The organism is Streptomyces xanthophaeus (genome assembly GCF_030440515.1).
Classification (GTDB): Bacteria; Actinomycetota; Actinomycetes; order Streptomycetales; family Streptomycetaceae; genus Streptomyces; species Streptomyces kutzneri.
In genome coordinates this window covers 5,209,702-5,223,646 of record NZ_CP076543.1, presented here as the reverse complement: position 1 = coordinate 5,223,646, position 13,945 = coordinate 5,209,702, and the positions used below count along the sequence as shown (strand labels likewise).

Below are 13,945 nucleotides of genomic sequence, written 5' to 3'. Positions count from 1 at the left end.
GGTCAGTAGCTCAGCTTCAGGGCGAGGCCGCTGGTGATGTGGTGCGCCGTCAGCAGGGTGACGGCGATCAGCACCGCCCACCACGCGCCGAGCACGACCGTCCGGGACGCGCCCCGGTACAGGGCGATCAGCGTGGCGAGGAGCCCGCCGAAGATCAGGGTGTCCATGCCGCGGACCGTACCGAGACGGTGGCATCACTCCTGCGAGGCGCGCCCCCGGTTACGTCGGTTGCCGCGTCGGCCGCGCCCGGCCCGCCCCGTGCCGGGGCCGCCGAGGCTCCGGCCGTCCAGGCCGATCCAGACCCGGACCTCGGTCCCGCCGAGCACCGAGCGCCCCAGCCGTACGTCGCCGCCGGTCGACTCCGCGACCCGCCGCACGATGTCCAGTCCGAGGCCCGTCGAACCGTCGCGGCCGCCGTCGTTGCCGCGGCGCAGGGCCGCGTCCGGGTCGGAGATGCCGGGTCCGGCGTCGGAGACCAGCACGATGACGGCGTCGCCCGCGTCGTGGACGTCCACCGAGAAGGGGGTGCCCTCGGGGGTGTGCCGGAAGACGTTGCCGAGCATGGCGTCGAGGGCGGCGGCGAGTTCGGGCCGCGCCACGGGGATCCGTACCGTACGGTCCACGCCCGCGAGCCGCACCTCGCGGCCCTCGTCCTCCGCGAGCGCCGACCAGAAGGCCATCCGGTCGCGGATCACCTCGGAGGCGTCGCAGCCCGCGCCCGCCCCGGCCCCCGGACCGGTCGCCGGGCGCTGTTCCCGGGCGGTACGGATGATCGTGTCGACCTCGCGCTCCAGCTGCTCCACGGCGGCCCGGGTCTGTTCGGCGGCCGGACCGTCGCCGAGCGAGGCCGTGTTGAGCCGCAGCACCGTCAGCGGCGTCCGCAGCCGGTGCGAGAGGTCGGCGGCCAGTTCCCTCTCGTTGGCGAGGAGTTCGACGACCTGGTCCGCCATCGCGTTGAACGCGGCGGCCGCCGAGCGGAGTTCCTTCGGCCCGTCCTCGGGCACCCGGGCCCCGAGCCTGCCCTCGCCGAGCTGGTGGGCGGCGTCCGCGAGCCGCTCGGCGGGCCGGACCAGCCGGGCGCCGAGCCGGTCGGCGACCCCGACCGAGCCCACGATCAGGGCCAGCCCGACGCCCGCGAGCACCAGCCAGGCCGTCGCGACGCCGTTGCTGACCTCGCTCTCCGGTACGAAGATCTCCACCACGGCGATGTCCCCGGACCCGAGCGCGGTCGGCTGGAGCAGCGCCGAGCCGCCGCCCGAGACCTTCGCCGTCGTGCCCCGTCCCATGCGCCGGGTCTCCGCGACGGCGCGCTCCCCGGCCCGGCCCTGACCGATGTCCACCGGCGGGCTGTCGCCGATCGCGGGCACGTGGACGGCCATCCGCCGGGCGGCGCCCATCTGGGTGGACTCCACCGCCTTGCGCAGCTGCACGGGGTCGGTGGTGATGGACAGCGTCGGCCCGATGCTGGCGGCCTGCCGCTCGGCGTTGGAGAAGGCCCGGTCGCTGGCCATCTCCTGGACGACGAGGCCCAGCGGTACGGCGAAGGCCACGACCACCATGGCCGTGACCGCGAGGCACACCTTGACGAGCGCCCATCTCATCGCGCGCTCACCGGGGCGGTTCCAGCTTGACCCCGACCCCCCGCAGCGTGTGCAGGTAGCGCGGCCGGGCGGCGGTCTCGCCGAGTTTGCGGCGCAGCCAGGACAGGTGGACGTCGATGGTCTGGTCGTCCCCGTACGACTGCTGCCAGACCTCGGCGAGCAGTTCGCGCCGGGCCACGACCACCCCGGGCCGGCCGGCGAGGAAGGCCAGCAGGTCGAACTCCCGGCGGGTGAGGTCCAGTACGGCCCCGTCCAGCTCGGCCTGGCGGCGCAGCGGGTCGATGGCGAGCCCGCCGACGCGCAGGACGCGCGAGGGCGGCTCGGCCCCGGCGGAGGCCCGGGCACGGCGCAGGACGGCGGACATCCGGGCGGAGAGGTGCTCCACGGAGAAAGGTTTGGTCAGGTAGTCGTCGGCGCCGTCGTTGAGCAGCCGGACGATCTCCGCCTCGTCGTCGCGCGCTGTGGCGATGATCACGGGTACGTCGGTGATGCCGCGCAGCATCTTGAGCGCCTCGGACCCGTCCAGGTCGGGCAGTCCGAGGTCGAGGATGACCACGTCGAAGCGGTGGTGCGCGACCTCGCGCAGGGCCTCCAGGGCCGTGCCGACGCTCCGCACGGTGTGCGAGGCCTCGGTCAGGTGCCGGATGAGGGCGGAACGTACGAACTGGTCGTCCTCGACCACGAGCACACTTGCCATGGCCCGCACCGTAGTCCATCCGGGCGACTCAGCGGGGTGTCGGGCCACTCTTGTGGCGGGTGGTGCAGTATGTGCCCTGATGCGACGAGGACTTCTTCATGCCATGGCCTGGATGCTGGCGACCGGCGCGGCGGTGACGCTGTCGTGGTGGGGCGTGCACACCGTCATGTCGGGAACGGCCTACGATCCGCCGCTCGCGGTACCCCTGACCGGCCATCCGCTGTCCTCGTCGACGCACAGCGCGCAGCCGTCCCCGTCCCCCTCGGAGTCCGCGTCGCCCTCGCCCTCCGGATCGCCCGCCCCGGAGGCGTCGCCGACCGCCGGCGCCTCCCCGGAGAAGTCCCCGAAGCCGTCGGCCAGCCCCGGCCCGTACCAGCGGGCGGAGGGCCAGGACGCGGGCAAGGTGCAGGCCTATCCGGTGTCCGGCGGCCGGGTCGTCTTCTCCCTGGGTGCCTCTTCGGCCGAGCTGGTCTCGGCGACGCCGGCGGCCGACTGGCGGATGCAGGTGTGGAAGACGGACTTCTGGATCCGGGTCACCTTCACCCGGGACGGCCGTGAGGTGTCGGTGTTCTGCACCTGGCACGACCACCCGCCGCTGGTCGAGATCGTCGACCCCTGAGTCGGCCGCGGCCTGACCGGGAACGGCCGGGACCCCTTTCGGGTCCCGGCCCACACGGTGCGGCTCCCCTTCCCGGCGGGGGACGGGATCAGAACTTCGGGGCGAGCTCCGACCCGAAGGTGTAGGTCCCCGAAAGGTGGAGCTGGTTGGTGTCGGGCAGGCCGGCGGTCGCCGAGCCCGGCTTGGACAGCCAGGAGTGCTGGTTGTAGTACCCGTTGAACGGGACGATGCAGTCGGTCCAGGTGTACCAGCCGGCCTCGACGTAGAGGTCACGGTTGGGGATGCGCGCACCGCCGAGGATCTGCGACCACTTGTAGTCCCCCGTCGCCAGGTAGATGTTCCTGCTCACGCAGGCGTTCACCATGCCCGAGGTCGGGTTCGCGGTCAGGGTCACCGAGCGCGTGTTGTACGCCGTGTCCGCCGCCTCGGCGGGGGCTCCCGCGAGGGCGACAAGGGCGGTGGCGGAAGCGGCTGCCGCGGCGAACTTGCTGAGCTTGTTCATGATCTACCTGGCTCCTTCGTGGAAATTCGGCTTGACCGGGCGACTTCAAGCTAGCCAGTTAACGGGAGGGGGATCTACGTAAATTCTGGGACCGGTTCGATAAGCGGGAGTTATCAATTAATGGGGGCCCGGAGTTGGAACTGCGAGACGTGGACGTATTTTTGGCACTGGCGGACGAGCTCCACTTCGGGCGGACGGCCGAGCGGCTGCACATCTCCCAGGCCCGGGTCAGCCAGGTCATAAGGAAGCAGGAACGGGCCATCGGGGCGGCCCTGTTCGAGCGGACCACCCGCACGGTGCACCTCACCTTGATCGGCCGCCGGCTGCGCGACGACCTTTCGCACGCACGGGACATGTTCCAGGAGGCGATAACGAGGGCCAAAGGGGCGGCCCAGGGACTGCGCGGAACATTACGGGTAGGGTTCCTCGGCGCCATGGGGCACGAAATTCGGCCTTTGATCGAGGAATTCCGGTCACATCATCCGGACAGCGAAGTCGAATTGGTGGAATCCCGCCTTTCCGACCCGTTCGGCCTCCTTCGCGCCGATGAGGTCGACGCGCAGGTCCTGTGGCTGCCGGTCCAGGAGCCCGATCTGACCGTCGGCCCTGTGGTATTGACCGAGGGGCGCGTGCTCGCCGTCCCGGCCGAGTCCGATCTGGCCCGCCTCGTCTCCGTGGCGTGGGAGGAACTCGACGGCCACCCGGTCGCCGACCTCGGCGGCCTGGCGCCGTCCTACTGGGCGGAGGCGCTGGTGCCGAGACGGACACCGAACGGACGCCTCATCAAGCGGGGTCCGACCGCGCGCACCCTCCAGGAGGTCCTCGCCCTCGTCGCCGACGGGCAGATCGTCAGCCCGCTGCACCAGCACTCCACCCGGTACTTCTCCTATCCCGGCATCACCTACCTGCCCATCCACGACGCCCCGAGCACCCAGTGGGCACTGGTGTGGTCCCTCACGAACCGCAGCGGCCTCGTGCACGCCTTCGCCCAGGTGGCACGGAACTCGGCAGCCGTACGAGGCCGGGCGCGGCCTCAGCGGGGCAGGCGCGTGGCCGGCCCTTCCGCCGGCTGGGGAGGCTACGCGGGCAGCGGGTCCGCATGACCTTTCAGCGGAAGACGGAGGGCGGCGGCTGCGGCGAGGCCACCGCGGAGGCGTCCGCGACCGGGGCCGCGCCGCCCGCGAAGTCGGCCAGGGCCCGGCCGTGCTCGACCCGGCCCGGGTGCGGGTCGCTCGCGACCCGGCGGGTGAATTCCGCGACGGGCAGTTCACGGTCGGCCGCCACCAGGACGGCGTTGCCGAACCGTTTCCCCCGCCACACCACCGGATCGGCGGCCAGCGCCAGCTCCGTGAACCGGGACGCGGCCGTCGCGATCTGGCTCCGCAGATGGGCCAGCGGCGGACCGTCCGCCAGATTGGCCACGTACCACCCGGTGGGCGCGAGGGCACGGCGTACGTCGTCCAGGAACTCGGTGCTCGTCAGGTGCGCCGGGGTACGCGCCCCGCTGAACACGTCCGCGATCACCAGGTCCGCCCACCCGTCCGGGACCTTGGCCAGGCCCGCCCGCGCGTCCACGGCCCGGACCCGGACCCGCGCCTGCGGATCCAGCGGCAGGTGTTCCCGTACGAAGGCCACCAGGGCCGCGTCGATCTCCACGACCTGCTGGGTGGAACGGGGACGGGAGGCGGCGGTGTAACGGGCGAGGGTGAAGGCGCCGCCGCCCAGGTGCACCACGTTCAGGGGCTGCCGGGCGGGCGCGACGAGGTCGATCAGGTGGCCGATCCGCCGCTGGTACGCGAAGTCCAGGTACCCGGGATCGTCCAGGTCCACGTGCGACTGCGGGGCCCCGTCGATCAGCAGGGTCCAGGCACCGGCCCGCTCCCGGTCCGGCTCCAGCTCCGCCCGGCCGCCGTCCACCTGCCCGACGACCGCCTCGGCGGCCCCGCGTCCGCGCTGCTTGCCCTTGTTCCTGTCCTTGCCTGCCACCACCCCATTGTGACGGGCGGCGGCGCAGGACCCGGCCCGCAGGCATCAGCGGCAGTTGTCCGCGGCCTCGATCAGCCGCGCCGCCTCGCCGAGCGCCGCCCGCAGCACGTCCGGATCGGTGACCGGCCCGACGGCCTCCGGCGGGAGTAGCCAGCCGGTGGCGCCCGCGGCGGGCGAGGCGGCGTCGCCGAAACGCATGCCGCGCCCGTTGGTCTGCGTACACGCGCTGCCCGGCAGGTCCCACGCGTCGGCCGTGCCGGACGGCACGAGGAAGCCGAGGGTGTCGCCGGACCCGTCGTGCAGGACGGGGCCGACCCCGCCGGCCTGGCTGGCCGCGCGGCGGATGATGTCCACCGCCTCCAGCCCCTGCCGGGTGGGAACGGTCACCAGGTCCAGGTCCGGGGCCGCGCCGGGCTCGGACGCGGTATTCGTTCCAGTGCTCTCCATGCCGCCCTCCAACAAGGGAACCCCTCCTCGATCCGTATCCGCATGGGTTCAACGCACGGGAACGTCAACGGGTGCGGTGGCAAGACGCCGCAAAGGATGGCAGTTCATGGCGGATCGCGGGTGAGATATCCGTTTTGTAGCCAAACATCGCATGAACACCCCCTCGCTGGCGGTACGTTCATGCGCGCCGGACCCCCAGTCACAGCACCGGTGCTGCGTTCCTTGCCAGAGAGGTCACGTCCATGGCGGCGTCCCCCCACTCACCCAACTCCACGTTCCGGCGGCTGCGCGGGCAGCACTCCCCGGCCGAGTTCGCGGCCCTGGTACGCCGAGCCGCGAAGGAGATCGGAGAAACGGTTTCCTGCGACGCGCGCTACATCGGCCGGGTCGAGTCCGGCGAGATCCGCTGCCCCAACTACGCCTACGAGCGGGTCTTCCTCCACATGTTCCCCGGCCGCGCCCTGGCCGATCTGGGCTTCTCCCCCCGCGAGAGCGTCCGAGGCCGCTCGGCCCAGCGCGATCCCCTCTCCGTCCCCTTCCACCGTTCCCCTTCCAGTGCCAAGGAGAGCGACGTGCTGCGTCGCGCGTTCATGGCGGGCGGCTCCGCGACCGTGGCGGCCGCGACGCTCAGCCTCACCCTGCTCGGCGACACCCGCCGGCTCCCCTCCCGCGCCGGCGAGTCCGAGGCCGCCGCCGTCGAGGACGCGGTACGCCAGATCCGCCTGCTGGACGACCGGCACGGCGCCGACGCCCTCTACCGGCGGGCCGCCGAACCCCTGCGCACCGCCTACGCGCTGCTCGACGCGGGAGCCACCCGGCAGTCCACCGAGGACCGGCTGCACTCGGGCGCCGGTGAACTGGCCGTCTCCGTCGGCTGGCTGGCCCACGACTCGGGCCGCTTCGACGACGCCCGCTCGCACTACGCGGAGGCTCTGGCGACGGCCCGGGTCGCGCGGGACGCGGGCCTGGAGGCGCACGCCTTCAGCAACATGGCCTTCCTGGCCCGGGACTGCGGCCGCTCCCGCGAGGCGGTACGGGCCGCCCAGGCGGGCCGCCGCGCCGCCCGCTCCCTCGGTTCCCCGCGGCTGCTGTCCCTGCTCGCGCTGCGGGAGGCGGGCGGCTGGGCGGGGCTGGCCGACCGCAAGGCCTGCGAGGAGGCGCTGACCCGGGCGCACACGGAGTTCTCCCGCGGCGAGTCGGACGCCGACCCCGAGTGGATGTCCTTCTTCGGGCAGGCGGAACTGGAGTCCCTGGAGGCGCGCTGCTGGTCGGCCCTCGGCGAACACGCCCGCGCGGCCCGGCACGCCCGCCGCGCCGCCGACCTCCAGGACCCGCACTTCGCCCGGAACGTGGCCCTCTACACCGCCGAGCTGGCCGGCGACCTGGCCCGCGCGGGGGCCCCGGACGAGGCGGCGTGGGCGGGGGGCCGCGTGCTGGACCTCCTCGCGGAGGTCCAGTCGACGCGGGTCCGCTCGATGCTCACGGAAACGGCCGCCACCCTGGTCCCCCACCAGCGCTCCCCCCGGGTGGGGTCCTTCCTGACGAGGCACGCCTCGACCTAGCCCCTGCGGGGTGCTCGGCGTACGGCGGGTCCGGATCCACACCGGGCTCCGCCCGTGCCCCTGCGGGGTGCTCGGCAGTTCACGGCGGGTCCGGATCCTCGCCGGGCTCCGCCCGGACCCGCGCCTCAATCGCCGGCGGGGCTGGGTGGTGTGGGGCGGTGCCCCGCACGAGGGTCTCCTCGGCTCGGCGCCTTCGGGCTTGTCCCGGCCAGACGGCCGCGGTCGCGCCTCGTCCTGCGGGGACCCTCCTGCGTGTCCCCGCCCCACGGCGGGGCTTCGACAGCGACGGCGTGGGGGGTGGGGGGACGGGGCGGGGTGTCCCCGCAGGACGAGCGCGCAACCACCGAGAACAACCGAGACAAGCCCGCACGCGCCGAGCCGAGGAGACACCCCGCCCCGGCCCCCCACCCCGCCACCTACCGACAAGCCCGCCACTTCCAGCCCCGCCACCCACCGAGGCACGGGCCCGCATTTCCAGCCTCGCCGGCGTTTGAGGCGCGGGTCCGGGCAGAGCCCGGCACACGGCCCGAGCCCGACAGACGGTCAGGCCACCGCTACGCGAGGTGACCGGTGTCGTTCCAGCGTTCCAGCGCCGGCGCGCCGTACGCCCAGCCCAGCACCGACAGGGACGTCGGCTCCAGCCGGATGCGGGCACCGAAGGAGGCTTCGAAGCCCAGCCAGCGCGCGGCCAGCGTCCGCAGGATGTGCCCGTGCGCGAAGACCAGGACATCGCGCTCCGCCGAACGGGCCCAGGCGACGACCTCGTCCGCGCGGGCCGCCACATCGGCGACGGACTCACCGCCCGGGACCCCGTCGCGCCAGATCAGCCAGCCCGGCCGGACGGCCTGGATCTCGGCCGGGGTCATGCCCTCGTAGTCGCCGTAGTCCCACTCCATCAGCGCGTCCCACGGCTCGGCCCGCGCGCCGAAGCCCGCCAGGTCGCAGCTCTCGCTCGCGCGCACCAGCGGGCTGGTGCGGACCTCGACGCCCGGCAGTCCCCGCCACGGGTCACGGGCCAGCCGCTCGCCGAGCAGCTTCGCGCCCAGCCTGCCCTCCTCCAGCATCGGCACGTCCGTGCGTCCGGTGTGCTTGCCTAGCTGGGACCACGCCGTCTGGCCGTGGCGGGCCAGCAGGATGCGGGGGGCCATGTGAATTCTCCAGGTTCGTTCGAGGTCCGTCCATCATCCATCACCCGCTGCGACGGCCGGTTTCCGCGCCAGGTCCCCGATTGTCAGTGGCGGATGGGACACTTCCGCGGGTGAGCTCCTACCCGCCCAGCAGCCCCGCGCAGCCGACGACTCTGCGGCAGCGGCTCGCCGGTCTGCGCGGCCCCGCCGTGCCGCCCCGTCCGCTCGACGCCCGGGCGCTGGCGGCCCTAGCCGCCAATCCCGGCTGCGGCAGACGCGCCCTGCTCGACGGCGCCGGTGTGGACAAGACCGCCCTCGCCTCGGCGCTCGGCTCGCCCGCGTCCTTCGGGCAGTCGCAGTTCGCCATAGTCCGCGGGAACTCCTTCGAGGCCAAGGTCAAGGGCGACGGCGGCGCCGAGCTCCTGCGGCTGGTGCACGCGCACCTCGCGCCCGCCGCCGAGCCTCCCGGGTCCCCCGGGGCCGGTGCCCGCGTCCCCGATCTGACCGCCGCCGGCCCCGAGGGCCGCGCCGCCCGGACCGCGCTCGCCCTGCGCGAGGCGACCGCCGCCGGCCGGGACAGCGGGGCCTGGACGCTGCTGGACCATCCGATGCTCGCGCTGGAGGTGGCCGGCTCCCCCGCCTACCTGGAGCCCGACGCCGTCGTCGTCCACCCCGACGGCCGCTGGACGGTCGTGGAGATCAAGTCGTTCCCGATGATCGACGGCGCCGCCGACGCCGCGAAGGTGGGCGCCGCCGCCCGGCAGGCCGCCGTCTACGTGCTGGCCCTGGAGAAGACCGCCGCGAAACTGCCCGGCGCCGAGGTCGGGCACACCGTGCTGCTGGTCTGCCCGAAGGACTTCTCCAACCTGCCGGCCGCCTCCCCCGTCGACATCCGCCGCGAGCGCTCCGTGACCCGGCGCCAGCTGGACCGGCTGACCCGCGTCGAGGAGCTGGCCGCCGCCCTGCCGGAGGGCCTCAGCTTCGACCCGGCGACGCGGACCGCCGAGGAGCTGGACCTGGCGGTGTCCGCCGTCGACGCCGCCTACGCCCCCGAGTGCCTGGCCGCCTGCGAGCTCGCCTTCCACTGCCGTGACCGGGCCCGCGCCGCCGACCAGGTCACCGCGCTGGGCCGGTCGGTACGGGGTGAGCTGGGCGCGCTGACCACCGTCGAGGCCGCCCTGGCGGCGGCCGCCGGGGCCGGCTGCGCCGAGGATCCGACCGCCGCCGCACTGCACCGCGCCGCCCGGCTGCGCGCCGAGGCCCTGGAACTGGCCGCCGCGCGTCCGCCGCATCTTGCCCCGGAGACCCCCGCATGTCCCTGCTGAGCACCCTGGCCCGGCTGGAGGCCGTACGCGCGGGTCGCGCCCAGCCGCTCGCGACCGTGCGGCACCGCCATCTGAGCGAGCGCCCGATGGTGTTCGTACCGCTGACCACGGCCGGTGAGGCGGGTGCCCCGCTCGGCGCCATGGTCGGCACCGACCGGCACGCGCCGCGGGTGTTCGTGATACCCCAGCCGCGCGACCGCGACCGGCGCTGGGCCTTCCTCGCGGACCTGGCCGTGCAGGTGCTGACCCACATCGACGCGTACGCGGACGTCGTGGAGCCGGCCGAGCGCAGCGAGACGGACCCGGAGACGGGCAAGCGGGTCAAGGTCGAGACGGAGCTGTGCGTGGACGCGCCGCAGCTGATCGTGCCGAGCCGGGCGGGCATCGAGTACGTACGGCTGCTGGGGCGCTCGATGCGGTTCCGGCGCACCGCCGAGGAGGATCCGGACAATCCGTATCCGGCGCCCTCGCAGGTGCCGATGCTCGGCCGCTGGTTCACCCACCTCGCCGAGCGCTCGCGGGTGCCCGGCTCGTCGATGCTGCTGTCGGCCACGGACCTGCTGTCCCGGCACTGGGCCACGGGCCAGAGCAATCTGGAGGACCAGCACCTGGGTGCGCTCCTGGGCTGGATCGACCCGCCCGAGGGCCGTTCGGGCTCCGAGGAGGCGCACCGGGCGGAGCTGGGCCGTGACAAGGACGGCCAGCTGCTGTGCCCGCCCGCCGGTCCGGCCACCGATCCGGCTTTCGACAACAAGCTGCTGGCTCCCGCCATCGCCCGTTACGACGCCGCGCGCTCGGCCCTGGCGGCCGGCCCCGGCAACGACGACCGCCATGTCCGGGCGGCCGAGCTGGAGGTGCACCGGCTGGTCGAGTCCCAGCTGTCGGGCACCTGGTCGAGGACCTGGGAGGCGATCGACCTGCTGCGCGCCCTGCCGCCGGGCGAGCGCGCGGAGGAACGCTGGACGCGTGACCGCTGGTCCTACACCGGCCACCGGGACCGCGTACGGGCGGGCGAGCCGCCGCAGCCGCGCCGCGACGACGCGGTGACGGCGGCCCAGAAGCTGGCCACGCGGGAGACCGAGCAGGTGCGGCTCGACGCGCAGGAGGCCTTGGACGACCCGCTGGTGATGGCGGGCCGGCGGCTGGCGGGCGAGGCCTTCGCCGGTGAGGTCACCGAGGTGGTGATGGAGTGGACGGAGTCGAAGCGGCCGAGTCCGCGCCCGCTGGTGACCGTGGTGACGGAGGACCGGCCGCAGCTCGCGGACGAGGGCGGCGGGAAGGTGTTCCGTTCGCTGGAGGGGCGCCCGCAGAGCGCACAGTTCGTCCGCTTCGAGGAGGACGGGCGGCTGGTGCTGCGGCTCCTCGACAAGATGGGCCGCGGCCGGGACCCCGAGCCGGGGACGGTCCCAGAGAAGGGTGACCGGCTCTGCTGGACGCTCTTCGAGCACGACGCGCGCGGCGGCCCGAAACTCCCGGAGCCCGAGCAGACCCCGTGGACGCACGGTGGCCCGCCGGGATCGGCGGGCGCCCTTCCCCTGCCCGACTCCGTGACCGACGAGGACCTGCTGTGACCACGACCGCTCCCTTCGACCCGGGCGCGGCGGCCGCCCGGGCGACCGCCGCGATCCTGGCCGACACCCTGCACGGGACCGAGCGGGGTGTGGTCGTCGATTCCCCGCCCGGAGCCGGCAAGTCCACGCTCGTGGTGCGCGCGGCCCGGGAGCTGGCGGGGGCCGGGCGCCGCCTGATGGTGGTGGCGCAGACCAACGCGCAGGTCGACGACCTGGTGCTGCGTCTCGCCGAGAAGGACCCGGAGCTGAAGGTGGGCCGACTGCACAGCAGTGACGGGGACGCCTACGACCCGGCGTTGCGCGAGCTGCCCTCGGTCACCCTGTCGGCCAAGCCGAAGGACCTGGCGGAGCTGCCGATCACCATCTCCACGGCGGCGAAGTGGGCCTTCGTCAAGGATGTGGAGCCCTGGCAGCACGCCATCGTCGACGAGGCGTACCAGATGCGCTCGGACGCGCTGCTGGCCGTGGCCGGGCTGTTCGAGCGGGCGCTGTTCGTCGGTGATCCGGGGCAGTTGGACCCGTTCAGCGTGGTCGGGGCGGAGCAGTGGGCGGGTCTGTCCTACGATCCGTCCGCCTCGGCGGTGAGCACTCTGCTGGCGCACAACCCGCAACTGCCGCAGCACCGGCTGCCGGTGTCCTGGCGGCTCCCGGCGACGGCGGCGCCGCTGGTCTCCCGTGCCTTCTACCCGTACACGCAGTTCCGCAGCGGTACGGGCCCGGGCGAGCGGCGGCTGTCGTACGGGGTGGCCTCGGACGGGTCGGGCCCGGACCGGGTGCTGGACGAGGCGGCCGAGGCGGGCTGGGGCCTGCTGGAGCTGCCGGCGCGGCACACCCCGCGCACGGACCCGGAGGCGGTGCGGGCGGTGGCCCTGGTGGTGCGCCGGGCGCTGGACCGCGGGGCGGTGACCTCGGACGAGCAGTTCCCGGACCCGGCCCCGCTGACGGCGGACCGGATCGCGGTCGGCACGGCCCACCGCGACCAGGCGGCCGCGGTCCGCGCGGCGCTGGCCTCGCTCGGGGTCACGGGGGTCACGGTGGACACCGCGAACCGGCTCCAGGGCCGTGAGTACGACCTCACGGTGGTCCTCCACCCGCTGTCGGGCCGCCCGGACGCGACGGCCTTCCACCTGGAGACGGGCCGCCTGTGCGTGCTGGCCTCCCGGCACCGGCACGCGTGCGTGGTGGTGGCCCGGGCGGGCATAGCGGAGCTGCTGGACGACCATCCGTCGACGGAGCCGGTGCAGCTGGGCGTGACGGTCAAATTCCCGGACGGCTGGGAGGCGAACCACTCGGTGCTGGCCCACCTGGCCGAGCACCGCGTCCCCTGGCGGCCGTAGGGAAGGCCCGCGGGGCCCGGTCGCCCCGTCACCTCACCCCGTCGTCGTGATCTTCGGGCGGTTGTGGAACCAGGAACCCCCCGATCGCATCCTTGAACATGTTCAAGTGATGGTGACCAGGGGGTTCTTCAGTTATGACCGTAGTACGCAAGCGCCTCACGAGGTGGCTCGCGATCACCGGCACGACGGCCGTACTGGCCGCCGGAGGCTGGTGGGCGTCCCTGTGGTGGGCCGCTTTCGGCGGCGACCTGGGCGCGCCCTGTGACAAGGCTGCCCATTTCGCCCGCGCCGCCGAGCTGCCCGCGGGGACGCGCGACCGGAACTGCACCACGAGCCAGTGGATGAGCGCCTCGTACAAGCTGGACTTCCGTGCGCCCCGCCAGGAGGTGGCGGCATGGCTGCGCGCCTCCTATCCCGACACGGAGATCTCGGAGGAGTACTGCTCGAGCGCCGACGCGTGCGGGTATCCGCAACTGCACGGCCCCACGCCGTTCAGGGACGAGGACGGCCACCGGCTCGCGGACGGGGTGCACATCGAGCTCGACTACGAGGCCGGAGACGTCGCGCACGTTCGGATCTCCGGATTCACCGTCTGAGACCCGCGGGCGCGGCCGACCGGCCGGTTCAGGCCTTGCGCCGGGCGCCCAGGCGTTCGCGGAGGACCTCGCCGACCTCGGCCAGGGTGCGCAGCTGGTCCGGGGTCAGTGCGTCGATCAGGTGACGGCGGACGGATTCCACGTGGAGGGGGGCCGCCTCCGTGATCAGGGTGATGCCGGCGTCGGTGAGGACGACCTCCGCCCCGCGGCCGTCGGTGGCCACCTCCTCGCGGCGGACGGCGCCGCGCTGCTCCATGCGGGTGAGCTGATGGGACAGCCTGCTGCGGGACCAGCGCATCAGCTCGGCCAGGGCGCTGATGCGCATACGGTGGCCGTTCGTGGAGCCGAGTACCGACAGCACGTCGTAGTCGGCCTCGGAAAGTCCGCTGTCCTGCGTGAGGTCGCGCGCGATCTCGGCGTTGACCAGCGGGAACATCCGCCGCCACGCGTACCAGGCGTCCTGTTCGGACTCGGTGAGCCAGCGGGGCCCGGGCTCCGGTGCGGGGGTCATGTCCGCCACTCTAGCCAGGTCGGTGACACATCACTTATCTGGTTGACATGTCATTCAGATCCTG

Annotated in this window: 15 protein-coding genes; 7 read left to right on the top strand and 8 right to left on the bottom strand. The window is 73.7% G+C overall.

Annotation, left to right across the window (positions count from 1 at the left end; genetic code table 11):
* Window positions 1–2 precede the first annotated feature (2 nt).
* The 3 genes from KO717_RS23220 to KO717_RS23210 are packed head-to-tail and all read right to left on the bottom strand — an operon-like array spanning window position 3 to window position 2,298.
* The gene (locus KO717_RS23220; protein WP_189737231.1) at window positions 3–167 is read right to left on the bottom strand and encodes a DUF5993 family protein; all 165 of its coding nucleotides are present in this window, start codon (window positions 165–167) and stop codon (window positions 3–5) included.
* A gap of 27 nt (window positions 168–194) precedes the next feature.
* Window positions 195–1,601 carry a sensor histidine kinase gene (locus KO717_RS23215; protein WP_301370932.1) on the bottom strand — a complete coding sequence of 469 codons (1,407 nt, stop codon included), beginning with the start codon at window positions 1,599–1,601 and terminating at the stop codon, window positions 195–197.
* A 7-nt stretch (window positions 1,602–1,608) separates the two neighbouring features.
* The gene (locus tag KO717_RS23210) at window positions 1,609–2,298 is read right to left on the bottom strand and encodes a response regulator transcription factor (protein ID WP_301370931.1); all 690 of its coding nucleotides are present in this window, start codon (window positions 2,296–2,298) and stop codon (window positions 1,609–1,611) included.
* A 79-nt stretch (window positions 2,299–2,377) separates the two neighbouring features.
* Between KO717_RS23210 and KO717_RS23205 the strand changes: the two genes are divergently transcribed.
* Complete coding sequence (locus KO717_RS23205) at window positions 2,378–2,917, top strand: hypothetical protein (RefSeq protein ID WP_301370929.1); 540 nt, start codon at window positions 2,378–2,380, stop codon at window positions 2,915–2,917.
* Window positions 2,918–3,005: 88 nt separating this feature from the next.
* On the opposite strand, the gene KO717_RS23200 is transcribed toward KO717_RS23205, so the two are convergent.
* Window positions 3,006–3,419: a hypothetical protein gene (locus tag KO717_RS23200; protein WP_301370927.1), complete on the bottom strand. Its 414-nt coding sequence runs from the start codon at window positions 3,417–3,419 to the stop codon at window positions 3,006–3,008.
* Window positions 3,420–3,568: 149 nt separating this feature from the next.
* Here KO717_RS23200 and KO717_RS23195 point away from each other — a divergent pair, with 149 nt between their 5' ends.
* Window positions 3,569–4,522: a LysR family transcriptional regulator gene (locus tag KO717_RS23195; RefSeq protein ID WP_301370925.1), complete on the top strand. Its 954-nt coding sequence runs from the start codon at window positions 3,569–3,571 to the stop codon at window positions 4,520–4,522.
* Window positions 4,523–4,526: 4 nt separating this feature from the next.
* Here the strand turns inward: KO717_RS23195 and KO717_RS23190 are convergent, their stop codons facing one another.
* Window positions 4,527–5,405, bottom strand: a complete 879-nt coding sequence (locus tag KO717_RS23190) for a spermidine synthase (protein WP_301370924.1) — start codon at window positions 5,403–5,405, stop codon at window positions 4,527–4,529.
* 45 nt (window positions 5,406–5,450) lie between these two features.
* Window positions 5,451–5,852 (bottom strand): hypothetical protein, encoded by a 402-nt coding sequence (locus KO717_RS23185; protein ID WP_301370923.1) that lies wholly within the window; start codon window positions 5,850–5,852, stop codon window positions 5,451–5,453.
* A gap of 242 nt (window positions 5,853–6,094) precedes the next feature.
* Here KO717_RS23185 and KO717_RS23180 point away from each other — a divergent pair, with 242 nt between their 5' ends.
* On the top strand, window positions 6,095–7,414 hold the full coding sequence (locus KO717_RS23180) for a tetratricopeptide repeat protein (protein WP_301370922.1): 1,320 nt from the start codon (window positions 6,095–6,097) through the stop codon (window positions 7,412–7,414).
* Window positions 7,415–7,968: 554 nt separating this feature from the next.
* On the opposite strand, the gene KO717_RS23175 is transcribed toward KO717_RS23180, so the two are convergent.
* Window positions 7,969–8,562 (bottom strand): histidine phosphatase family protein, encoded by a 594-nt coding sequence (locus KO717_RS23175; protein ID WP_301370920.1) that lies wholly within the window; start codon window positions 8,560–8,562, stop codon window positions 7,969–7,971.
* Between the two features lie 80 nt (window positions 8,563–8,642).
* On the opposite strand from KO717_RS23175, the gene KO717_RS23170 reads away from it, so the two are divergent.
* The 4 genes from KO717_RS23170 (at window position 8,643) to KO717_RS23155 (ending at window position 13,370) form a co-directional block, all read left to right on the top strand.
* The gene (locus KO717_RS23170; protein ID WP_437184559.1) at window positions 8,643–9,866 is read left to right on the top strand and encodes a hypothetical protein; all 1,224 of its coding nucleotides are present in this window, start codon (window positions 8,643–8,645) and stop codon (window positions 9,864–9,866) included.
* Window positions 9,854–11,437 (top strand): hypothetical protein, encoded by a 1,584-nt coding sequence (locus tag KO717_RS23165; RefSeq protein WP_301370916.1) that lies wholly within the window; start codon window positions 9,854–9,856, stop codon window positions 11,435–11,437. Before KO717_RS23170 ends, KO717_RS23165 begins: the two co-directional genes overlap by 13 nt.
* Complete coding sequence (locus KO717_RS23160) at window positions 11,434–12,774, top strand: AAA domain-containing protein (RefSeq protein WP_301370914.1); 1,341 nt, start codon at window positions 11,434–11,436, stop codon at window positions 12,772–12,774. Before KO717_RS23165 ends, KO717_RS23160 begins: the two co-directional genes overlap by 4 nt.
* Before the next feature lie 134 nt (window positions 12,775–12,908).
* Window positions 12,909–13,370: a hypothetical protein gene (locus tag KO717_RS23155; RefSeq protein WP_301370912.1), complete on the top strand. Its 462-nt coding sequence runs from the start codon at window positions 12,909–12,911 to the stop codon at window positions 13,368–13,370.
* 28 nt (window positions 13,371–13,398) lie between these two features.
* On the opposite strand, the gene KO717_RS23150 is transcribed toward KO717_RS23155, so the two are convergent.
* Entirely contained in the window at window positions 13,399–13,881 is a 483-nt protein-coding gene (locus tag KO717_RS23150; RefSeq protein ID WP_301370911.1) for a MarR family winged helix-turn-helix transcriptional regulator, read from the bottom strand.
* Between the last annotated feature and the right edge of the window lie 64 nt (window positions 13,882–13,945).